Source organism: Mesorhizobium sp. P170090, assembly GCF_057786115.1.
In genome coordinates this window covers 3,822,435-3,843,264 of record NZ_JBYNWH010000001.1, presented here as the reverse complement: position 1 = coordinate 3,843,264, position 20,830 = coordinate 3,822,435, and the positions used below count along the sequence as shown (strand labels likewise).

The window sequence follows — 20,830 nt, the reverse complement described above, 5'->3', positions numbered from 1 at the left end:
CCCTCAGACCGTGAGATGCGCCGGGATGCGCAGATGCCGGCGAACTACGTCGACGAAAAGCGGATCGCGCTTGGCGGCCCAGAGGGCGGCAACATGGCCGATCGCCCAGATGGCGATACCGACGAGCCACAGACGCAGCCCCAGCCCCACGGCGCCCGCGAGCGTCCCGTTCATGATGGCGATGGCGCGCGGGGCGCCGCCGAGCAGGATCGGCTCGGTCAGCGCGCGGTGCACGAGGACCGTATAACCCGGTACTGTATAATCCGGCATTGGGCCGCCCTGTTCGACAGCGCCCACCATCAGACCAGCGCTCCGCCGCCGAACGAGAAGAACGACAGGAAGAAGCTCGACGCCGCGAAAGCGATGGACAGGCCGAACACGATCTGGATGAGCCGGCGGAAGCCGCCCGACGTGTCGCCGAAGGCGAGCGTCAGGCCGGTGACGATGATGATGATCACCGCCATGATCTTGGCGACCGGGCCTTCGATCGACTGGAGGATCTGTTGCAGCGGCTGTTCCCACGGCATCGACGAGCCGGAGGCATAAGCGGGCGCGGCCATCACCAGGAAGAGCGTGCCAACGGAAACAGTCATGGCAAGACGATGGCGCCCGAGGCGCAGGCGTTGGATCACGGATTTTCTCCTTCAGGGCTTTGGATGACCAAGGTTGTGCTGTCGTCGCCCTCAAGGACAGCTGGCGCGACCCGGTAATCACCGTCCGGGCGCAGCCCATCGACACAAGCGAGTTCGGACAGCCGGCGCGCGGAGCCGCGGCCGGAAAGGACGGCCACCAGATCGATTGTTTCGGCGATCAGCGCCCGCGGGACCGTGACGACGGCTTCCTGGATGAGCTGTTCCATGCGGTGGAGCGCGCCAATGGCGCTGCCGGCGTGGATCGTCCCGAGGCCGCCGGGGTGGCCGGTCCCCCAGGCTTTGAGCAGCTCGAGAGCCTCGGCCCCGCGCACCTCGCCGACCGGAATGCGGTCGGGCCGCAGGCGCAGCGATGAGCGAACAAGATCAGATAGAGACGCGGCACCGTCTTTCGTGCGCATCGCCACGAGATTTGGCGCGGCGCATTGCAGTTCCCGCGTATCCTCAATGATGATGACGCGATCGGCGGTCTTTGCCACTTCAGCGAGCAGCGCGTTGATCAGCGTGGTCTTGCCCGTGGATGTGCCGCCTGCAACGAGGATGTTCGCGCGGTTGGCAACGCCCAACCGAAGTGTGTCCGCCTGGCACGGCGACATGATCCCGGCCGCGACATAGTCTTCGAGGGTGAAGATGGCGACGGCGGGCTTGCGGATCGCGAAGGCGGGCGCCGCGACGACGGGAGGAAGAAGCCCCTCGAACCTCTCCCCCGTCTCCGGCAGCTCGGCCGAGACACGTGGGGAGCCGGCATGGACTTCGGCACCGACATGATGAGCAACGAGGCGAACGATGCGTTCGCCGTCCGCCGCCGACAAACGCTCTCCGGTGTCGGATAAGCCCTCGGACAGGCGATCGATCCACAAACGCCCATCGGGGTTGAGCATCACTTCAACGACGCCCGCGTCGTCGAGATAGCTCGCGATCGCGGGTCCGAGCGCTGTGCGCAACATACGTGCGCCGCGCGCCAGACCTTCTGAATTGTGATGCGAAGCCGCCATCCTGTCCCCGTTTCGATCCGGGGGACATGGGCGCCCCCTGGACGGGGATGATTAAGAGAGCCACATCTCGAGTGGTTTCAACACCTATGTCGAGGCGTAGTGGCGTAGCGTGCAAATACAGGAGATTGGCGGTGCCGACCGGCAATCAAAGGCTGACGATCTTCAGGCAAGGGCGGCGCTCGCCGTCAATTGTGCGCTCGTCGGCAAAGCCGTCTGGTCAAGCGGCCTCAGCACGAGTTGACCGTCGAGGCTTATGGCGCACCACAACATCCACCTTGTAATCGAGCCGATCGAGGCAACGCACGAGGCGATCTATCGAGAACTTGCCCGTTCGCCCGGTGACGATGGCGGAGACATCCGGCTGTTTCATCCCGAGCAGTTCAGCCGACTTCGCCTGGGTCAGGCGCCGGCGCTTGATAATGGCGCGGATCTCGCGGGCCAGCTTGGCCTTGAGCAATTCCTCTTCGGGATTGTCAAAGCCAAGGTCCGCAAACACGTTGCCGCTGCTCACTTCGGCGGTGATGTCTTCTGTCATGACTTTGTTCCTTTCCCATAGTTTTCGCGGTAGTGCGCCTCGGCCGCCTTCAATCGCACTGTCACGAGATCGATTTCGTGCTTGGGTGTCTCCCTGCCCTTCTTCGACTTCTTCTGGAAGCAATGAAGCACGTAGATCACCCCGGCAAAGCGCACCGCATAGACGGCCCGGTAGGTATCTCCGTCGAAGTCGTCGATCACCTCGAGGATGCTGCGGCCCCCAAACCCTTTCAGGGCTTTGACAGCCGGGTGCTCCTCACCATTCTGGGCGTCGTTGATTGCGACACCCATCAACCGGCGAACATCGACCGGAAACTCGCGCAGGTCGCCCTTCGAGGATCCCATCCACACCGTGGGCTTTTGGTTTTTCATTCGCCCTTTGCCTTATAGCATACAGACTATAATTTTCAACGAAAAGATCCTGACACCGCCTAGCCACTGAGATAACTGGTTCGGCTCAGACGGCTGCTTTTTCTAGAAGCTCATAAAGGCGTGGTCCCTCATGCAATCACGGATCTTGAATTGCGGATTTCGCGCCCAACATGGTTCCCGTATCAGCGACCCTGCCCTGCGGCTGTCTAGCTCTTGTCTGCCAAACCCCCCGACAGGTTGGCAACGCGAGTTCCATGACAACATATCGTTACAATACTTTGATATGCTTGACATATCGATGCTTGCAAAATCTCGGTCCGCCAGTCCGTTCAGCGCGCGGGCGTGCCGGGCTGGTGTGTGTCCAGACCGCCATCGATGTCCTCGGAGATCTCCTGCCGAAGCTTTGGACCTCTCGCCAGGCGCCGGCCGAGCGCGGTGACGAAGGCATCATAGCGCTCGCCAGCCTTGGAGTGGGCTGCCTGTGCCGCGGGCTCGGGCAAAGCCGGCGTTGTCGCCAGCCAGAAGCGGACGAAAACAGCGAGCGTCTCCACGGCAATCGCGACATCGCGCTCCTGGCGCGTCATACGGCGGTCCAGCTGGTCAAGCCGCTTGGTGATCGCCGCCTCCTGCCGCTCGGCGGCATCGGGTGAGAGGAACGACTCGATTGCCGCCTCCGCGACGAGCGACCGTGAAAAATCACGGCGCGCCGCATGTTCGGCCAGCCTGCTCATGACCTTCGGATCGAGATAGACGGACAGGCGTTGCTTGCGAGGTGGCTTTACCATGGGAGCCTCACATATCCACGCCGTCGCCGGGGTCGAGCGACGCCTGCCGCGCAACGCCCTGCATCAGGCGCGTCAGTCGACGGTTGCGGGCAACCTCGTCCTCCACGTCATCCAGGTGATCGATCTCGAATTCGTTCTCGGTCGAAGGCTTCACGACCTGCTCGACGCGACTGAGCTCGGGTTGCCGACGACGCTCGGAATCAGTTGTGTCGTCATCCGTGGCCAACGGCGCCGACATGGCTTCAGCAATCTGCGGACGAGAAGGCAGAGGCAGGTTCGTCCAGTCGTCCGGCCTCCCCTCCTCCGCCGCCGCCCTCAGCAGCGGCGGCGGCAGGATACGTTCCCGGAAGCGAGCATCCTCATGATAGCGCGCCTTTTTGGCGCGGATCGGCGGCGCACCCGCGACCATGACGATCTCGTCGGTCGCCGGCAGCTGCATGACTTCACCCGGCGTGAGCAGCGGGCGAGCCGTCTCCGAGCGGGAGACCATGAGATGACCGAGCCACGGAGACAGCCGGTGGCCGGCATAGTTCCTCATGGCCCTCATCTCGGTCGCTGTTCCCAGCGCGTCGGACACGCGCTTGGCGGTGCGCTCGTCATTGGTGGCAAAGCTTACCCGGACATGACAGTTGTCGAGGATCGAATTGTTGGCGCCGTACGCCCTCTCGATCTGGTTGAGGGATTGAGCGATCAGGAAGCTTTTCAGCCCGTAGCCGGCCATGAAGGCGAGCGCCGATTCGAAAAAATCGAGGCGGCCAAGCGCCGGGAACTCGTCGAGCATCAGGAGCAGCCGGTGCCCTTTCGCCCTGACCTGCAGATCTTCAGTCAAGCGGCGGCCGATCTGATTGAGGATCAGGCGAATGAGCGGCTTGGTCCGATTGATGTCGGACGGCGGCACGACGAGGTAGAGTGTCGTCGGATGCTCGTCGTCGATAAGGTCGCTGATGCGCCAGTCGCAGCGGCGCGTGACCTCTGCCACGACAGGATCGCGATAGAGGCCAAGAAATGACATGGCGGTGGACAGCACGCCGGAGCGTTCGTTGTCTGATTTGTTCAAGAGCTCTCGCGCGGCGCTGGCGATGACCGGGTGCGGACCAGCCTGCCCCAGATGCGCGGTTTTCATCATCGCGGACAACGTCGATTCGATCGGACGCTTTGGATCGGAGAGGAATCCGGCGACGCCGGCAAGCGTCTTGACCGGCTCGGCGTAGAGGACGTGCAGGATCGCGCCGACCAGCAGGGCATGGCTGGTCTTCTCCCAATGGTTTCGCCTCTCGAGCGAGCCTTCGGGATCGACCAGGATGTCGGCGATGTTTTGAACGTCGCGGACTTCCCATTCGCCGCGACGCACCTCGAGCAGCGGGTTGTAGGATGAGGATTTGGGATTGGTGGGATCGAACAGCAGGACCCGCCCATGCATGGCGCGGAAGCCCGCGGTGAGTTGCCAGTTTTCGCCCTTGATATCGTGAACGACGGCGGAGCTCGGCCAGGTCAGCAGCGACGGGACGACCAGGCCGACACCCTTGCCCGAACGTGTGGGCGCAAAGCACAGCACATGCTCCGGTCCATCGTGGCGCAGATAGGCGCCGTCAAAGCGCCCAAGCACCACCCCATCGGAGCCGAGAAGGCCCGTTGCCTTGACCTCCTGCTTGTCGGCCCAGCGGGCGGAGCCGTAGGTCTCGACCTTCTTGGCCTCTCGAGCCCGCCAGACCGACATGCCGATGGCGACGGCGACGCAGGCGAAACCGCCGAAAGCCGCGATAAAGGCTCCCTCTACGAAGATCGACGGCGCGTAGGCATCGAAGCCATACCACCACCAGAAGAATGACGGCGGAAGGTAGAACGGAAAGCCCAGGACACGGAACCATGGCCTGCCCAGCTCGGGCTGGAATGCCAGGCGCCAGGCCACCCACTCCGTCGCGCCCCAGGTCGTGAACAGTACGATCATCAAGACGGCGAGGATCTGGCCCCAGAGAATTTTGGTGGCGGACATGCTGCAGTCCTTTCTTCAAATTGAGACTAGATGCCGAGGCCTCGCTTGCGGCCAAAACTCCAGTCGATGCCGTCGTCATTGCGAGCGACGCCAGAGACGTGGCTGCCAAGATGTTTTTCCAGGGACGGCGTCCAAGGCACCAGTTGGAAACCGAGGCCGTCATCGATCATGGCGAAGCGGCCGGAGGCGAGCGTGAAACGTTGCCGGTAGGAACCGGCCACAAACTCACCACTGCGAACGCGGTTGAACGGCTGGCCGGTTTCGGCCGAGAGCTTTTCGCCGAGCGCCTCCAACTCGCAGCGACGCAGCGTGTCTATCAGGTTGCGGGTGAAGGTTGTGCGTTGGCCATGCCGCTCGCCGAGGCCCCGTTGGACGAGGTGGTCGGCACGGAGCTGCATCGCCTGCCGCACCTCGGCGCCGAAGCCGCCTTCCGACAACGCAGTCGGTTCGCGGGCGATGTTCTGGCGATCGAGCCAGGTGGCGCCGGCGGCGGTAACCTGCCGCTCAATATCGAGATCGGAACGGACAGCGAGTGCTGCGCGCCCATGTCCCTGCGCGTCATGGAACTTGCGCAGCTCAACGATGGAACCCGGAGCGCTGTCGCCGGCGGCATCGAGATCGGACAGCTTGATGTGATGGGTGCGGCCGTCGGTGCCATCGATCACGGCGTAGGCACTGCCCTTCAACTCGTCATCGAGACCACGGTCGACCAGCCGACCGACGATTGGCGTGTCGAGGCGCTCCGCCGCGAGCACATAGGTCGCCGACCCGCGCTCGATGCCCTGTTCTGTCAGGGCGCGGTGCATCCGCTTGATGATGTCACCGCGTTCGCCAAGCTCGCGCAGCGTCGCCTCGGCCTTTTCGTCGATCCTCCATTGGCCTGGGCCGACCTGTTCGGCAAGGCCAAGCGTTTCGAGCTTGCGCGCCCGCCCGACCTTCAGCACGTGATACTCATCGGGCTGAGCGCTCGCCGGGGACGCAAGATCGACAACGCCTGTGTCGCGGCAATCGCGAACAAGCTGCCGGTCAAGCTGGGTCCAACGTTCGGCCTCGACCTGACGCTGCAGATTGCGGCGGATGTCGAGATCGGTGCGCGGGCCGAGCTCCTGGGTAACGAGGTCGGCGGCGCGGGCGCGCATTCCCTCCTTGATGTAATCGCGGGAGATCACGAGATCCTGCCCGTCATCAGTGCGGCCGCGCAGGATGATGTGAAGGTGCGGATTGTCGGTGTTCCAGTGATCGACGCCAGCCCAATCCAGTTTCGTGCCGAGGTCCTTTTCCATCTGACCCATCAGATCGCGGGCGAAGGATTTGAGGTCCGCCATGTCGACGGCATCTTCCGGCGAGACGATGAAACGGAAGTGGTGCCGATCATCGCCGCACCGCTCGGCAAAAGCACCGCCATCCACCTCCCCGTCCTCCGGCCCGAACAGCCTTGCCTTCTCCCCGTCCCGGGTGACGCCCTCGCGGCGCAGATAGGTGAGATGAGCGGCAAGCGGGGCGCCGCGCGCGTGATGGCGCACCAGCCGTGTCTTGATGATCACGGCTCGCGAGCGGCCGGTGAGGAGACGATTGGCGCGCACGCTCGCCGAGCGGCCACGCCCGAAGGTCGAGCGATTGCCCGGGCTGATCCGGCCGGAGCGAGAGATGCGGGCGCCGGCCTTCCGGGCGGCGGCAAGCGCCTGCGCGATGAAGGGCCTGGCGCGCTGGGCACTGGGCGAGCGGATGCGGCCGGGCCGGATGCGGAAACCATCCTCGTCAGTCATCGTGAAGATCCGCACATCGTCTCAAGGCACCGAAATCACAGGTGAAACGGTGTTCCGGCGAGGTGCGCCACTTGTTCGCACCTCGCGGAAATGCCACATAACCTCTTGAAACAGCACAACCGATCGACGCCGCACCTCGCGGCCTTTTATCTCGCCATCCTTCGGTTGTTCTGCACATTTTCCGCCTCCACCCACGCCATGGTGCGCTGGAGCTTGCGGTTGCGCAAAGACGCCCATGTGCGCTCATGGCTGTATCCCTTCGCCCGCTCGCGCCACGAAGAGGCCTTCGGACAGCGGCACGATGGCGGACACATCGCGCACGGTGGGCGCAGAGCTCGCGTCATTTGGTGGTCGCTCGGTTGGCACCCGAGCGACAGCTTGTTTGCGATCCGGCTGACCGACGAACAGCGAGCCGCGCTTCCAGGGAATGGCCTCGACAGACGTAACGGCGAAAGGGCGCATACCCTCGCTTTCACCGATCAGGGGCGCAAATGCGGCGACATAGGCGCGGGTCTCGGCCGGTAACGGACGCCCAGTGAGGTAGGCCTGGTAGCGTGCAGGTCCCGCATTGTAGGCGGCCAGAAGGCTCAGTCCTCTTGCGCAGCAGGAAGGCACGATGTTGGTCGAGTGTGTAGCTGCGCGGCGCATTGCCGGCGGTTATCCGGTTGTGGATGTGCCGCCAATGATCAGGCGACACCAACTCAGGCTCGATGCCGAGGCGCTGGATGGCGTCAATCGCCTGCAGCACGCGTTCGACCTTGGGCCAGCTCTCGACCTTCAGCAGGATGTCGCCGCCGGGTCGCACGAAGGGCAGTGTCTGATAGGCTTCGCCAGACGCGACCGCACGCACGATGTCGATGCGTGAGATGATCGTTCCGAAGTCGTTCGCCGCCCATCGCACGAAGGCGAAGACCACGCCGGGACGATAGGACAGGATCCGCCGGCGACGATCGACGATCTGTTCCTGGGCGGGCGTGCCGAACCGTATCCAGTTCTCGATCCTCTTCTCGACCCAGGTCAGTTCGACATGGACGAGATTATCGGCAGCGTGGTGCGTGGCCGGGAATGCGCCGCGCGTGCGGGGAGCCGCAATGCCAGTCATTTCGGTTCTCCTGATGTGGTGGGAATTTCGCGCGCGAGCCTCGCGCGCAGCGTTTCGGCGACGATGACGTCGTTCTCGAAAGCGGCGATGCGTGCGCGCTCCTGAGTCGTCATGTCGGTGGTGGGGCGCACGACGAAGGTCGCGAACTGATTTCCCTTGCAGGCCAATTCACCGGCGAGATGCAGCGTCAAAGTTGCCTTCCCGACACGGCTCTTTCGATTTAGGGGTGCGGCGCTCATCGGGCGGCTCCCGAGCGCGGATCAAGCGGCGGAGTCGGACCTTCGGAAGCGCTGGTTGCCGTGATGCGACCGCCAGAAACCGTCGACGTGTTGGGGGTGTTGTTGGTGGTTACGCTGAGTGCGTGGCTGGCTCGCCGTACGAGCCTCTGCCCATCTTGCGCACGCGCTTCAAAGTTAGAATCTGGGTTAGAGTCTAAGTTAAGGGCGCGATTTCGGCTTTGCTTTCCCAGGGTTAGGCGCCGTTTCGGTTCCTGATAGCACGAGCCTGCGGTTCCCGATGGCACGATAGGTCCGGTTCCCGATAGCACGAGGCCGTCCACAGGCCTTCCACAGGAGCCGATCCGCTCGAAGGCAAGCAGAACCCGGCCGCCAATCTCCACTTCCAGCGCAAGGGTGTAGCCGGGCAGCGGCTGGCGGCGGATGATGTCGCGCAGCTCGAAGGCAAAGCGCTTGTGGGGCGACAGGCTGCCGGATTTCTGGTGAAGGTGACGGAAGTCGAAGCGCCAGCCGTCGGGCTGGCGTCCGCCGTGCTTGCGCACCAGCCGATAGAGCCAGCGCTCCAGCCCGCCAGTCAGGTCGAAATAAGCGCGGTCGATCGTCAGCACGAGCGCGTCATCGAGGACTGCCTGGTAGAACCAGTCGGGGACGATCAACTCGATCCCCGCGGGTTTGCCATGGCGATCGATGCGCTCCTGCCACTCATTGATCCATGAGAAGCGGTGACGCCGGCCTTCGGCGGGCTGACGAATCGTCGTCGAGACGGTGGTCGACTGCAGCCGGTCAAGCCCCGCCTTCAGGCGCTGATAGTCGCGCAGGCTCTTGCCGCGGCCGACGAAGGTGAGAATCTCATAGGGTGTGGCGGCCATCAGGCGCGAGGTGCGAAGGCCCGCGTCGCGCGCCTCGACGATCTGGCTTGCGGCCCAGATCAGGATGTCGGCGTCCCAGATGGTCGCCATGCCATGATCGGGCACGGCTTCGACCCGGATCGTGACGTTGCCGGCCGCAAAATCGATCGGGGTGATGCGATGCGTCTTGGAAAGGGAGAAGAACGGATAGGCCATGAGATCCTGCGCGTCTCGTGGGGCGAAGTCGCCAGGCAGCGCCCGGAACAGGTCGAGCTGCCCGCGCTCCGAAAGGGATTGGTTTCGAGCCACCATTGGAAATCCGCGCGCGGTCAGCGTGCGTATCGTCCGCCGTGCGTCGGCGGCGTCGGCGTGTGACGCTTGGCCGGCAGGACCGACCCCCGCGGATCGGATGTAGACGTGACAGCGCCGCGTTCGGCCCACGCCTGAAGATCGTCGACGGCATAGACGACACGGCCGCCGAGCTTGCGGTAGGAAGGACCAGTGCCATAGGTCCGGTGCTTTTCGAGCGTGCGGGCGGACAGGCTGAGGAAATCCGCGGCCTCCTTGGTGCGCAGGAAGCGCGGCGGCAAAACGGCGATATCGGGTCGCATGGGTCGAACCTCCGTGGGGTCTTGGGCAGCCGCTGGCGTTCAGCGGTGGGCGGAGACCACGGTGGCGGAGAGTAAGCTTCGTCAGGGATGGGGAAGTTGAGGGGGGCTAAAACTCCACCCCTTTTGCGCGGCCAGACCCGCTAGGATCGGCGGCGATGACGCAGGATTTGCAAATAGCCACCGCCGATCATGGCGGTGGCACCTTCGACCAGGCCGATCACCGCGTCGCGCAGTGCGGAAGTTTTCCAGGGATCGGCAGCGACGCGCTTAGACCCGTAAAGGGCGACGGCAATGTCGCGGTAGCTCGCGCCATTCGAATGGCCGTCAGCGGCCTGCATCATCAGACGAAAGCGGCGGCGCTGCTGCGGGGTCATCCGCGTGTCCGAAGGTTTGGGGCGCCCCTGCAACGAACGCCAGAAACGGGTGAGTGCTTCGATCCGTCCCAATGTTTCTGCGTCCAAGGGGATCAGCGCCGCCAGGTGACCGTGCGGGTCACTGCCGGGCAGAAGGAGAAGTTGGGTGACGACACCTGCACTATGGACAGTGTGGCGTCCTTCCGGGCTGTCGTGGACCACGCCCAGGCCGGTCAACGGCGCCGATCGCAAGGACGACAGGAATTCCGGCGCCGGCACGAGAGAAACCACAGCTGGATCGACGTCAGGCGACCACAGAACGTCTTGCGCCAAGGCGGACAAATCCGGCGTGGCCGGGAAATCGCAACCCCCACTGCCGCTGTGCCTCAGGGTGGAAGGGTGCTTTTTCGGATCTTGTGGTAAGGAGCGCTTGGTAGTGCCGTTGATAGGGTTGGTGACGCCGCAGACACTCCCAGGCGAGCCCTTCGATAGGTAATGTATCAAAATAATCATAGCTGGCATTGTCTCGCCAATGCGACGTATCCGGCCTCATCCAAGAGCTCCTCGCAAACAACGCGTAGACCCCGCCTCCAAACGATTCCGGGTTGTAGCGATTGGCGGAAGACCCTTGCCGGGCATCGGGTGATGCCACTTCGGCATCACCCGCGAACCACAGGCGCTGTGGTGCTAGTTGCCGGGTCGACGCAAGAGATGACGGTAGCCTGCACGCGCCATCCAGCGCGCTCGCGCCAGATGGCTGTCGTGGATGCGCCGGGCGCGTTGTGGCTCCTTCGTCAGATCAATGCCGAAGAGGATTTCGACCACCTCGCGCCAGTCCGCGCCGTCGTCGGCGGCGTCAAGCAGGCGCACATAGAGCTTGACGTGTTCCCGATCGTATTCGGTGAGTTCGTCACTGGTCGGCGCGGTTTCGTCAAACGGCTCGATCATCGCTTGCCTCGTCTTCACAGTGAAAGCCTGCATTTTATAGAAACAACAGCGCCGATGGAGGACGGTTGATAAGCATCAGGCGATGCGGTTTCGGCATCGCTCTCGGCTTGAGTGAATCGAACCGGACGTCCGCGGAAGAAGGCCCCGGCCTTCCGGCCGGGGCCTGCGCGGGTCCTTAGTCACCCCGCCGCGCGTTCGGGCGGGACCAGATGAGCGAGAAACCCTCCCCTTCCTCGTCGTCGAAGAGGTTGGCGTAGATCGGGGCGTTGAAGCTCGGATCGTCGAGCTTGAGACCCAGGTAATCGCGGCCTTCGTTGGAGGTCTTCGACCAGGCGGCGCCGATCTCGGCGCGGCCGACCAGCACCCGGTGGCTGGGAGCGTTCTCGCCGGTGGCGCGTGTGTCTGGGACGATGCGCACGTTCTTGGCTTGGACGCTGAGGGTGACGATGTCCCCGGTGAATTCGTTCGAGGCGGTCTTCTTGAAGGTGCCGATGGTAGCCATTGTAAGTCTCCGTTTTCTGTTCCCGAGCCCGCACCATGCGGCCTCGATGGCGATCGGGTGGCCGAAGGCGACCGACGACGCATCGCTTGCGACCGGAGCAACGCGGAGGACGGCGCAGGAACGACTTTCTTGTCTCGCGAGGAATGGCGGCGCTCGGGGTCCCCATGCGCTTGCGGCATGCGGTGGGAGCCGGCAGGGGAAGAAAGTCGAGATGCGCCGTTGCGGCCTAGGCGGTCGAGGCTTCAGCCGTCGTTCGGCCAGATCAGCCCATTGAAGAGGCCGTTTGGAGCGCTCTTGGGACAGATTGGGAACGGAGACGTTGGCGTGCAACGCGCCTCCGGCAGATCGCTACAGGCTTCACCGGCATCGCCCACGCATTCCAGGCACAGATTCCGCGCACCTGCAACGCCGCCGCCACCGCGCGCGCTGCCGTCCTGCTACCGACTTGTCGGTCTGCCATGGGCATCGACCAAAGAAAGTCCAAGTCCCAGACGGGGCCGCGCCGGCACGTGGCCGTTGCTCGATCCTGGCATGGAACCCGATTGCTCCAACCACCGATAATGAGGAGGCTAGGCCTTCGTCGGTCTGGTCCACCTGCGCCGCCCGCGGGGGTCTAGGCTCGAACCACGTCCCTGCCGGATTGGTCGGCTGACGTCATGCCCGCGACCCGCAGATATGCCGTGACGCCGACGGCGGTCGCGCCAATGACGGAGAAGACGACCTGCCAGGTTTCCGAAGGCATCATGTGCTTCGCGATGCCATGGGTGGCATGGTAGCCGGCAACCATCGCAGGCGCGACGAAGACAAGCGTGATCGCCAGCTTCGCCCACATGGAGCTGATAACGCCGAGGAGGATTTGGCCGACGCCGAGCGTCAACCCGGCTGCCAGGATGCCGACGAGGATCGCGCCAAGCCAGCCGGCGCCGGTGTTGAATGCCCACGTACCTGCGCTGACCCCTGCGAACAACGGAAGGGCGAAGATAGCAAGCGTGAAGAGCAACCAGCACAGGATGCCGATGGCCGCGATACAAACGAACATGCCGAGGATGATCATGGTGGTGTCTCCGAGAATAGCTCTGGCGATTGCGCCTTCCACCACCACCGCAACGCCGCGCAGAGCATAGCAACGAAAAGCACCGGCGAGATGCCAAAGCTCTGTTTCGCCAGCGGCAATGTTAGCCCCGTCCTGGGGCGAACGGTCGATTTCGCCGATGATGGCGGTGTCGTCGCCGTCATACTCGTTCGCCGGCACGACCGAGAGAGTGCCGTCGCCGGCACGAAAGATGACGATGGCGACCATGAGGGTGGCGGCGAGGCTGAAGGCGAAGGCATGCGCGTCGGCGAGGGACATCGATCCGGCTCCTGTTTGAAGCGGAGGACCCTCCCCCGCTGACAGGCGCCCGATGTGTTCGGCGGATGGCCGCAATCACCGCGAAGGCGAAGCCGGAGCGGCGGCACGCTTCGCGTAGTCCGACCCCTTGCGGGTTGATGGCGTCAGGCCGTCGGCTGGACCAAGGATCAGCGCAATGGATCGCGGGGGTGGGGTCATCTTCAAGTCAGGAGCAGCGGCGTCGTTAGCGCGACGCTTATGTTCCATGAGAGTCTGAGCAAGCCGCCGCGCGATGTGGCGGGCGTCGAGCGATAAACCGGACGGCCATGAACGCGCTGGGTCCCGTTGGAAGCCGCCACGCTGAAAATGAGGATGAAGCTGGGCGATGACGCTGTGCAGTTGCGGTGGCAGGCCCAATCCAGCTCTCTCGGCGTAACGAGCGGCCTTGCCGAGATCGTGCCCGATATGGCGGCGATTCCAGCGATCGTCGGTCGCTGTTCTGAGAAGATGCGACTTCAGGAGCAATTCAATGGCGATGGCGATGGCGTGAAGGGCCGCATTGCGCCTGCCCAGATCCGCCGCCCGGTCAGCGCCATCGAGGCACACTGCGGCATTGCGCAAGAAGGTGTCGGCCAGCGCGATGTCCGGTGAAGCTATCGGGAAAGGATAAGAGCGACGGCTTGAAGAATGCCGTGCCTCCCCTGCTAATTTATAGGGGGGGTAAGTTCCGAAGGCGCATCGACCAGCGTCCGATATAGGCTGTCAACTTCTTCGTCGATCTCTTCGCGCCTGATCCCGAGCGCCTTAGCGTCGGCGTACAATTTGTGTGTGTACTCACTTATCGAAACCGTGTCGGCCTTCGCCGTTTCGGGGAGATTGTTGCCGATCCCAGCGATCGAGGAAATTGATACCGCGTGTACTCATGGAGCCTTAAGCTCCATTAAGCGCTTAGGTTCCGGCTGTTCGGTGGCGAGGTCATAGACTAGGCTGTTCGCAGCCGCCGAAGTAGCTTTTGACCTTCAATCAGGCCGCACGTCGGCCCAATCACTATGAATTGGCTTCGCACCAAAAATCCATGTGTGAGATGTAAGGCAAGAACCCCCATCGGAGTCCGTGAGTTCGACCTGGAGGATGATACCACCCCCGAACAGGCGTCATCGATCATACAGAAAGATGACGCACGACAGTCGCCAGTGATCGGGACCGACGAGACCGCGAAACAGATAGTCGCTCTGCTTCAGCGCGTCTCTCGCTGATTTCGTCAAGTTGCTCGCTTCGGGGGAGCTTCCAATCCTAGACGAGAAGACTGATCGCCAGCGAAAGCGACGGCATCTGCTTCATATTCGAATGCTCGGGAATACGTTTCACCGTTCCTCCCTATGATGCGAACAACCCACTCGCCCAACGAATGGCGGATCTCTAAGAAGAGGGAAGACGAAGGCGGCGGCCGGTACGTGACGCTGTGCAATGCCCTCGGGAGGCCTGTCCCGCCAAAATCGGCACCATCGGAGGAATGAACTTCACGCATGCACTGACTCCCGAGACCGCGAGTCAATTAGCGCGTGCTTAATTAGTTCCAGAACGTTTTAACGAATCGTTGACCGCGCTGTCCCATTATAGGACGGCGCGGTCAAACCCCAACCTTGGCTGCGCAGGCGGCTTCGGCATTGAGTTCCACCCCGAACTGTCGGAGCCGCCACCCACATTTCACAATTTACCAGCAATGGTTGAATCAACCGTTACTGCACGTGCTTTCAATGGCGCTTCCCTGATCGTTAGACTTTGACGGAACAAACAGGGGATTCACAGGTTCGGCGTTCGAGACTCGACCGATGGAAGCGATCTTCGATGACATCGCCAACGCCCTCAGAGCGCCCCGCCAAGACGTGTGGCGCCCTGTCCGGCGCCTTCGCCATCGATATGGTCGGCGAACTCAACTCCCCACGTACGCCGCGTCCTGGCTGCGTCAAGGAAGCTCTTGGAACAGATGGCCGAACGCGAAGACCCCCCGCCGCCAAGTTGAGGCGGCTTCTATGGAAATCCGCTCATCTGACGCCAGAGCAGCGCTGGCAGGTCCATCAACCGGCTACCCTCAGAAGCAGTGCGGCACCGACTCCATAAGGGATGAACACAGCCGCCAACGCGACCCAGATGCCCGGATCGGCGAGCACGTGCATTTCCTTGCGAAGCTGTTCCAGACCAACGGCAAAAGGCCGGCTGTGTTCCCAAACCGGAAAAGGCCGGCGCACACATGCGGTCGACGGGCATTAGGTTCCATTGCTAGATCACAAGCAAGCGCGCTTACCTGCAGCGGAACCTGACAGCCATACGACCGTTATTCGAAAGGACAACGAAAGGAGATCGCCATCATGGACTGGAATCGCGTCGAAGGAAATTGGAAGCAATTCAAAGGTAAGGTCAAGGAGCAGTGGGGCAAGCTCACTGATGATGATCTCGACCGCATAGCCGGCAACCGCGATCAGCTCGAAGGTACGATCCAGGAACGCTACGGCATTGAGAAGGATCGCGTGCGGCGAGACGTCGACGACTGGTATGGTCGACAAGACTCGTATTAGGACGGTGCGCCGTTCGGATCGACCTTGTCGGCTTCCAGCCGCGTTGATCTCCACAATGGAGATTGTAGAAATGTCCATCCACAAAGAAGACTATCGAACGAACAAGGCTGACTACCTGATAGCGAAAAGGCCAGATCTGGTTGAGAAGACCAAGCCGAAAAAGAAGACGTTGCGGCGTGACGATCAGCGTTCCGCAAAGTTATTGGAAAACCCCGCCGCGTTACCCGAGAGGCCGGCATCACGCCGTTAGAAATCGCAGAAGGTCAAGAGGAACATTTAAGCGATATTGAATGTTCGACTGTTTATGGACAGCCGAACCGTACTCTCAGCAGATCAATCCAGAGCAGCACGAGCCCTACTGAACTGGTCGCGTGTGCGACTTGCCGCAAAGGCAGATCTTAGCGAAATGGCCATCAGCGATCTTGAGAACGGATTCAGGAAATCGCGTCCCCACAACATCGCGGCGATCCGCAAAGCGTTTGAAGACGCCGGAATCGTCTTCACCGTCGAAGGCACTCCATCGCTCGCCCGCTCAGAAGGTGGCAGCGGCCTCGCCACCGACAATAGACAGTGGCGCCGGCGGCAGAGAAAATAATAAGGGCGAAAAGCCTACTCAGGAGCGTCTTAGGCTCGGAACTCATACCGGAAGGCTCGCAATGCGGAGCGCTGATTTACGGCTTTGAAGATTGCCGATCTCGTCGACCAAGGTCAGGCCGCTCAATCTGCGATCGAACTCTATGGGCTTGAAGCGCCGACCGCCGTGGCGCACTGCGCTTTGGAGGCACATTTCGACGGCCGACCAAATGACTTCCGCTTTTGGTGCGATGTCTTTCACCAACTGAGAAGACAAACTGACGGAACTTTTGCCGCGGAATCGTGTTCGTTCGAGCATGACCAGAATAGCAGCCCTTGGCCCACGCATCCCCGGCAAACCACATTCGCCGGCAGACGGACAAGACCGTTTCGACCTTTGGCCCGATATGCGGCCAGCAGGTTGACCGCCGCGACTTCCGTCAAGTGATGTGGCACGAGCAACCAGATCACGAGCCGCTTGAATGGACGCTTAGAGCAGTTCAGATTTTGACTGAATCTGCGGGATTCCCGTGAGAGTGGTTTTGTGATTCAAGATGCTGGCTGGATCGGCGGCCAGCATCAGATGACGGCTCCCCCTCAACGTCCGCAGGAATTTGGAGGATCAGCTGCGCCAAAGCCAGAAAATGGAGGCGGTGGGGCAACTCACGGGCGGTATCGCGCACGACTTCAACAACATGTTGGGAGTTGTCATCTCAGGACTCAACTTGATCCAGCGGCGCGTCGACCGCGGCGAGCCCGGCGTGCACCAACTGATCGCAGCCGCGACCGAGGGTGCCCACAAAGCTGCCATGCTGACGCAAAGGCTACTGGCTTTTTCCCGGCAGCAGCCGCTTTCCCCTGAATCCCTCGACGTCGGCCGGATGGTGCAGGATATGTCGGAGCTTTTGCGCCGGACCCTGGGCGAGCACGTAACACTCAATACGGTCGTGCAATCCGATGACGGTGCAGTGCTCGCTGATCCCAGCCAACTCGAAAATGTCCTCGTAAATCTGGCGGTCAACGCTCGCGATGCCATGCCGGAGGGCGGAACCCTGACAATCGAAACCTCTGCACTCCTGGTCGACCAGTCGGTTGCTGCAGATCATGGCATTTCCCCCGGCCCCTACGTCCTTATTGCGGTGAGGGACACGGGCTCGGGTATGAGCGCGGAGGTTCTGGAAAGAGCCTTCGAGCCGTTTTTTACCACCAAAGGTGTCGGCAAGGGAACCGGCCTTGGGCTGAGTCAGGTGTTTGGCTTCGTCAAGCAGTCCGGTGGCTATGTCAAAATCGATTCAAAACTGGGGGTGGGGACTACCATCAGCATCTGGTTGCCAAGGCACAATGGTCCCGCCGATGGAGCACGGCGGGCGAACAGCCAAGACGTTGCCAATGGCAAGCCAGAGGAATTGATCCTCGTCGTCGAGGACGAGGCGAGTGTAAGACAACTGACAATGCAAATGCTCGAGGATCTCGACTATTCGGTGATTTCTGCTGAGAATGGGGTTGAAGGCCTGCGCATTCTTGAGGATCGAGGAGACGTTTCCTTGCTGCTGACGGATGTTGTCATGCCCGGAATGAACGGTCGGGAATTTGCGGATGCTGCCGTTGAATTGCGGCCTGACTTGAGGGTGCTCTTTACGTCCGGTTACGCACGTGATGCCATAGTTCGCAATGGGATCATCGATCCAAACGTTCAACTCCTGCAGAAACCCGCTACCCTCCAAGCTCTCGCCCAGAAAGTCAGATTGGTTCTGGATAACTAGCCATTCGGCAACCGGCCGTTCCGGTTTTCAGGCAAGAGGGTAGCGCGCTCGACCTGTCATATTAGACGCAAAGCGGTCATTGAGCTCTATTGAGAGCTTCGGGTCACCACGAGCGTCCGCGGTGATGCCGCCGACATTTCTCCTCGGGTCTCTACCGACGTGGTCGCGGGTGCAACAATCTGTTGCACAACTCTGCTATCTGTCCCGCCAATGCCTGACCCTCAACTTGCTCACCCCTGAATAAGTCATCGCTCGCTGTCACGGCCAGGTAAGCGACGGGACTCTTCGAACGGGCGCGTTGCATGCGGATCAGGCCATCGTTCCTCAAGATCAGCAAAGCAATCATCTATCCCAGCGGCGAGTGGATCGCTGGGACAAATCGATCGTGGTCGTCTGCAAACAAAGACGCGAACTGCCGCGGGAGAAGAAGACGGCACGGCCAGAGTAAGCAGAGAGGCGGTTCATTCGCCCGAGAGGCGTGGGTTAGAGAAATATGCGTGCGAATCCGTGCTCGATCGGGGCGTCACAGTTTTCATACATAACTAACCCGCTCGATACCCTTTGCGAACGCAGCGTCACGTCTAATCAGAATGGCTTTGAAGAGCGTGACTTGAGCATCTCTGTCGCGGGTGTTTTGGGGGTTAAATCCGCCCTTCCCTACGGTTGTGTGCGTCAAGTTCTGCAAAATGGGCGATCATGAAACTGGTCATGCGGCTTGGCGTAGAGCGAGCTTCTTGTGCTCGCGCAGATCATCCATGTTGATATAGCGGTTGGCCTCCATCCAGTTTTCATTGGTTTCGACGGCCAGCTGACCAGGCGCAGGCGCAGGCAGCTTTCGGCGTTCGGGAAGATGCGCACGACATAGGTGCGCCGGCGGATTTCCTCGTTGAGCCGTTCAAGCATGTTGGTGGACTTGAGGTGCTTGTGATGCTGACGCGGCAGCCGGAAGAAAGTCAGCGTCTGTTCTATGGCTTCTTCCGCCCAGGTGGTCAGCCGCGGGTAGCGGGCGGACCATTTGGACAGCCATGCGGCAAGATCAGCCCTGGCCTCTGCGAGATCGCGCCGGTCGTAGAGCCAGCGCAATTCCTGCAGGCAGTCGTCGCCGTGCTTCCTCGGCAGATGATCGAGCGCGTTCCTGAGGAAGTGCACGTAGCAGCGTTGCCAGGCGGCTTCGGGGATCACCTCGCCGATCGCCGCGACCAGGCCGGCGTGATCGTCGGACACAACCAACTCGACGCCCTTGAGGCCGCGCGCCTTGAGGCCGACGAGGAAGTCCCTCCAGGCCGAGCGGCTCTCGCGATTGGCCATCTCCACGGCCAGGATCTGGCGCCTTCCGTCCCAGTCGATACCGACCGCGATCAGCACCGCCTGGCTCATGACAACACCGGCTTCACGCACCTTCTCGTAGCGCGCATCGAGGATGAGGTAAGGAAACGGCTCCTGAGGTCGTTCGGCAAACGCCTTCAGGCTCTCGTCCAAGCGCTTGTTGATGGCCGAGATCGACGAAGCCGAGAAGGCATGACCGCACAGCTCTTCCGTGATCGCCTTGACCTTGCGGGTCGACACGCCCTGGACATACATCTCCGCAAGCGTTGCCACCAAGGCCCGCTCCGAACGCTGGTAGCGCTCGAACAGCTCGGTGGAGAAGTGACCCGCCCGGTCCTGTGGAACCCGCAGCTCAAGCTTGCCCACCCGGGTGACCAGGGTGCGGCCGTAGTAACCCGAGCGATAGCCAAGGCGCTCAGGCGTGCGTTCGCCCTTCGAAGCACCCAGCGCCTCCTCCATCTCGGCCTCGAGAACCTCCTGCATTACCGCACGGATCACTTCGTGCAGCCCCTCCGGGTTCGAAAGCAGAATGTCTTTGACGGCAGCGCTGGTCGATTTACCTTCTGTCTTGGTCATGGTGGCGTTCCTTCCAGGGAATCGGTGACGTTGAACATCACCAGCCTGCCATGACCGCCCTCTCTCAGCGAATTGCAGAACTCTCAGCACACTACCTTCCCTACTCGCAATGCGACGCGCGCTTCACGCCCTGCCTGTGATCGGTATGACTGAGATGGGGCCGCAAGCGGACCGTCAGCTTCGCGGTGAAAATCCTCAGAAAGCGGCCAGCATGTAGTCGTCGCACGGCTGAAAGAGAGGCGTGACGGGCGAGGAATAGGTCTGGTTTCACCTGATCACCTACGCAGGCAGTTCGACGATCATTGAGCGGCGAGAACGCGGCCCGAGGCAGGAGCTTTGAGCGTCCGATTTTTCACGATCGACCTTCAGGCTCGTCGAGCGCATCGTCTCGACGTTACTGCCGAAACCGAGCCTCCATGCCGGCGCCCTGGGGAGGCAAGACAGCCAGCAACTGGACGGCTCGGGGATTTAGCACCGTTCACCCAGAGCTTTTTGTCGAGATGCAGGCGTATCCGCTGGCTTTCTGCGAAGGACAGCGCAAACGATTCAGGCCGAATGAGCGTGTAATTTCCTGGTCGGTCTCTATGATGCGGACGACCCTACCCATTCGCCACTGGCTCCGACTACTTCCACGCAAGGCGTGGCCCTGCGAATTGGCACCACCTTGCCCATCACATCCTCCCTACGAAACGCAATGGGAAGTCGATTTAAGACCGTCGTAGTCGGTAGTTCAATAACTAATGCTTGCTCGGAATCGGACGAGCCATCCTGGATGGGCAGTACGAAGGCTGGTTGAATGGCTAACTTGTCATGCCACCTCGGTCAGGCGAACCTTCGGGGACCTCCCGTGATATAGCCTATGCTTCAGGTTGTTGGCATTCAGGATGGCTGCCAGCTCTTCAGCATACTCCATGTCGGGAAGGTCGACAGAAGGGTGGCCCACCATAATAGCCGGCTGCCCGGTGAACACGTCGAACACCGTCCACGTCCC

The 20,830-nt window shown here is 61.7% G+C and carries 24 protein-coding genes and 3 pseudogenes; 7 read left to right on the top strand and 20 right to left on the bottom strand.

From position 1 onward, the window contains the following. Nucleotides 1-3 precede the first annotated feature (3 nt). The 8 genes from AC3EML_RS18545 to AC3EML_RS18510 form a co-directional block, all read right to left on the bottom strand. Nucleotides 4-270: a VirB3 family type IV secretion system protein gene (locus AC3EML_RS18545; protein WP_245264589.1), complete on the bottom strand. Its 267-nt coding sequence runs from the start codon at nucleotides 268-270 to the stop codon at nucleotides 4-6. Nucleotides 271-299: 29 nt separating this feature from the next. Further along, on the bottom strand, nucleotides 300-593 hold the full coding sequence (locus AC3EML_RS18540) for a TrbC/VirB2 family type IV secretion system protein (RefSeq protein WP_081731038.1): 294 nt from the start codon (nucleotides 591-593) through the stop codon (nucleotides 300-302). 35 nt (nucleotides 594-628) lie between these two features. Then, nucleotides 629-1,645, bottom strand: coding sequence for a P-type conjugative transfer ATPase TrbB (gene trbB / locus AC3EML_RS18535; protein WP_023731544.1), 1,017 nt, complete (start codon nucleotides 1,643-1,645; stop codon nucleotides 629-631). 217 nt (nucleotides 1,646-1,862) lie between these two features. Beyond that, complete coding sequence (locus AC3EML_RS18530; RefSeq protein ID WP_023707464.1) at nucleotides 1,863-2,180, bottom strand: helix-turn-helix domain-containing protein; 318 nt, start codon at nucleotides 2,178-2,180, stop codon at nucleotides 1,863-1,865. Then, nucleotides 2,177-2,524 (bottom strand): type II toxin-antitoxin system RelE/ParE family toxin, encoded by a 348-nt coding sequence (locus AC3EML_RS18525; protein WP_031199999.1) that lies wholly within the window; start codon nucleotides 2,522-2,524, stop codon nucleotides 2,177-2,179. The genes AC3EML_RS18530 and AC3EML_RS18525 overlap by 4 nt, the downstream gene beginning before the upstream one ends. Nucleotides 2,525-2,880: 356 nt before the next feature. Further along, nucleotides 2,881-3,336 carry a ribbon-helix-helix domain-containing protein gene (locus AC3EML_RS18520; RefSeq protein WP_023673519.1) on the bottom strand — a complete coding sequence of 152 codons (456 nt, stop codon included), beginning with the start codon at nucleotides 3,334-3,336 and terminating at the stop codon, nucleotides 2,881-2,883. A 7-nt stretch (nucleotides 3,337-3,343) separates the two neighbouring features. Next, complete coding sequence (locus tag AC3EML_RS18515) at nucleotides 3,344-5,329, bottom strand: conjugal transfer protein TraG (protein WP_023690472.1); 1,986 nt, start codon at nucleotides 5,327-5,329, stop codon at nucleotides 3,344-3,346. A 26-nt stretch (nucleotides 5,330-5,355) separates the two neighbouring features. Further along, a complete protein-coding gene (locus tag AC3EML_RS18510) occupies nucleotides 5,356-7,095 on the bottom strand; it encodes a relaxase/mobilization nuclease domain-containing protein (RefSeq protein ID WP_023697513.1) in 1,740 nt (579 codons plus the stop codon). 105 nt (nucleotides 7,096-7,200) lie between these two features. Here AC3EML_RS18510 and AC3EML_RS18505 point away from each other — a divergent pair, with 105 nt between their 5' ends. Then, on the top strand, nucleotides 7,201-7,620 hold the full coding sequence (locus AC3EML_RS18505) for a hypothetical protein (RefSeq protein ID WP_352557342.1): 420 nt from the start codon (nucleotides 7,201-7,203) through the stop codon (nucleotides 7,618-7,620). A 58-nt stretch (nucleotides 7,621-7,678) separates the two neighbouring features. Here the strand turns inward: AC3EML_RS18505 and AC3EML_RS18500 are convergent. The 9 genes and pseudogenes from AC3EML_RS18500 to AC3EML_RS18460 all read right to left on the bottom strand — a co-directional run. After that, nucleotides 7,679-8,197, bottom strand: a pseudogene (locus tag AC3EML_RS18500) (DUF2840 domain-containing protein); the annotation flags it as partial. Continuing rightward, entirely contained in the window at nucleotides 8,194-8,436 is a 243-nt protein-coding gene (locus AC3EML_RS18495) for a hypothetical protein (protein ID WP_156936056.1), read from the bottom strand. The pseudogene AC3EML_RS18500 and the gene AC3EML_RS18495, both read right to left, overlap by 4 nt. Continuing rightward, nucleotides 8,433-9,593, bottom strand: a complete 1,161-nt coding sequence (locus AC3EML_RS18490) for a replication initiator protein A (RefSeq protein ID WP_023690467.1) — start codon at nucleotides 9,591-9,593, stop codon at nucleotides 8,433-8,435. Before AC3EML_RS18490 ends, AC3EML_RS18495 begins: the two co-directional genes overlap by 4 nt. A gap of 17 nt (nucleotides 9,594-9,610) precedes the next feature. Continuing rightward, nucleotides 9,611-9,892: a helix-turn-helix transcriptional regulator gene (locus AC3EML_RS18485; RefSeq protein ID WP_023690466.1), complete on the bottom strand. Its 282-nt coding sequence runs from the start codon at nucleotides 9,890-9,892 to the stop codon at nucleotides 9,611-9,613. 140 nt (nucleotides 9,893-10,032) lie between these two features. Beyond that, on the bottom strand, nucleotides 10,033-10,578 hold the full coding sequence (locus AC3EML_RS18480) for a DUF2285 domain-containing protein (RefSeq protein ID WP_023673528.1): 546 nt from the start codon (nucleotides 10,576-10,578) through the stop codon (nucleotides 10,033-10,035). Continuing rightward, a complete protein-coding gene (locus AC3EML_RS18475) occupies nucleotides 10,550-10,798 on the bottom strand; it encodes a transcriptional regulator domain-containing protein (protein WP_084013101.1) in 249 nt (82 codons plus the stop codon). The genes AC3EML_RS18480 and AC3EML_RS18475 overlap by 29 nt, the downstream gene beginning before the upstream one ends. A 134-nt stretch (nucleotides 10,799-10,932) precedes the next feature. Continuing rightward, nucleotides 10,933-11,193, bottom strand: coding sequence for a DNA -binding domain-containing protein (locus AC3EML_RS18470; RefSeq protein WP_023673529.1), 261 nt, complete (start codon nucleotides 11,191-11,193; stop codon nucleotides 10,933-10,935). Nucleotides 11,194-11,368: 175 nt separating this feature from the next. Then, nucleotides 11,369-11,695 (bottom strand): DUF736 domain-containing protein, encoded by a 327-nt coding sequence (locus AC3EML_RS18465; RefSeq protein WP_023673530.1) that lies wholly within the window; start codon nucleotides 11,693-11,695, stop codon nucleotides 11,369-11,371. A 613-nt stretch (nucleotides 11,696-12,308) separates the two neighbouring features. Further along, entirely contained in the window at nucleotides 12,309-13,046 is a 738-nt protein-coding gene (locus AC3EML_RS18460; protein WP_023673531.1) for a hypothetical protein, read from the bottom strand. Between the two features lie 351 nt (nucleotides 13,047-13,397). On the opposite strand from AC3EML_RS18460, the gene AC3EML_RS18455 reads away from it, so the two are divergent. Beyond that, nucleotides 13,398-13,676 (top strand): hypothetical protein, encoded by a 279-nt coding sequence (locus tag AC3EML_RS18455; RefSeq protein ID WP_023694917.1) that lies wholly within the window; start codon nucleotides 13,398-13,400, stop codon nucleotides 13,674-13,676. Nucleotides 13,677-13,729: 53 nt separating this feature from the next. On the opposite strand, the pseudogene AC3EML_RS18450 reads toward AC3EML_RS18455, so the two are convergent. Then, nucleotides 13,730-13,949: pseudogene (locus AC3EML_RS18450) on the bottom strand (DUF768 domain-containing protein). 1,445 nt (nucleotides 13,950-15,394) lie between these two features. On the opposite strand from AC3EML_RS18450, the gene AC3EML_RS18445 reads away from it, so the two are divergent. From AC3EML_RS18445 to AC3EML_RS18425, 5 genes are all read left to right on the top strand, one after another. Beyond that, nucleotides 15,395-15,601 carry a CsbD family protein gene (locus AC3EML_RS18445; RefSeq protein ID WP_023690464.1) on the top strand — a complete coding sequence of 69 codons (207 nt, stop codon included), beginning with the start codon at nucleotides 15,395-15,397 and terminating at the stop codon, nucleotides 15,599-15,601. Nucleotides 15,602-15,671: 70 nt separating this feature from the next. Continuing rightward, entirely contained in the window at nucleotides 15,672-15,851 is a 180-nt protein-coding gene (locus tag AC3EML_RS18440) for a hypothetical protein (RefSeq protein WP_023697507.1), read from the top strand. A 54-nt stretch (nucleotides 15,852-15,905) separates the two neighbouring features. After that, a complete protein-coding gene (locus AC3EML_RS18435; RefSeq protein ID WP_031203328.1) occupies nucleotides 15,906-16,196 on the top strand; it encodes a helix-turn-helix domain-containing protein in 291 nt (96 codons plus the stop codon). Between the two features lie 84 nt (nucleotides 16,197-16,280). Then, nucleotides 16,281-16,622, top strand: coding sequence for a hypothetical protein (locus AC3EML_RS18430; protein ID WP_488505287.1), 342 nt, complete (start codon nucleotides 16,281-16,283; stop codon nucleotides 16,620-16,622). A gap of 166 nt (nucleotides 16,623-16,788) precedes the next feature. Next, on the top strand, nucleotides 16,789-17,937 hold the full coding sequence (locus AC3EML_RS18425; RefSeq protein ID WP_023690463.1) for an ATP-binding protein: 1,149 nt from the start codon (nucleotides 16,789-16,791) through the stop codon (nucleotides 17,935-17,937). Between the two features lie 706 nt (nucleotides 17,938-18,643). On the opposite strand, the pseudogene AC3EML_RS18420 reads toward AC3EML_RS18425, so the two are convergent. Together AC3EML_RS18420 and AC3EML_RS18415 are read right to left on the bottom strand one after the other, a co-directional pair. After that, nucleotides 18,644-19,839, bottom strand: a pseudogene (locus AC3EML_RS18420) (IS256 family transposase). An 808-nt stretch (nucleotides 19,840-20,647) separates the two neighbouring features. Beyond that, entirely contained in the window at nucleotides 20,648-20,818 is a 171-nt protein-coding gene (locus AC3EML_RS18415) for a hypothetical protein (protein ID WP_245262835.1), read from the bottom strand. Nucleotides 20,819-20,830: the final 12 nt, after the last annotated feature.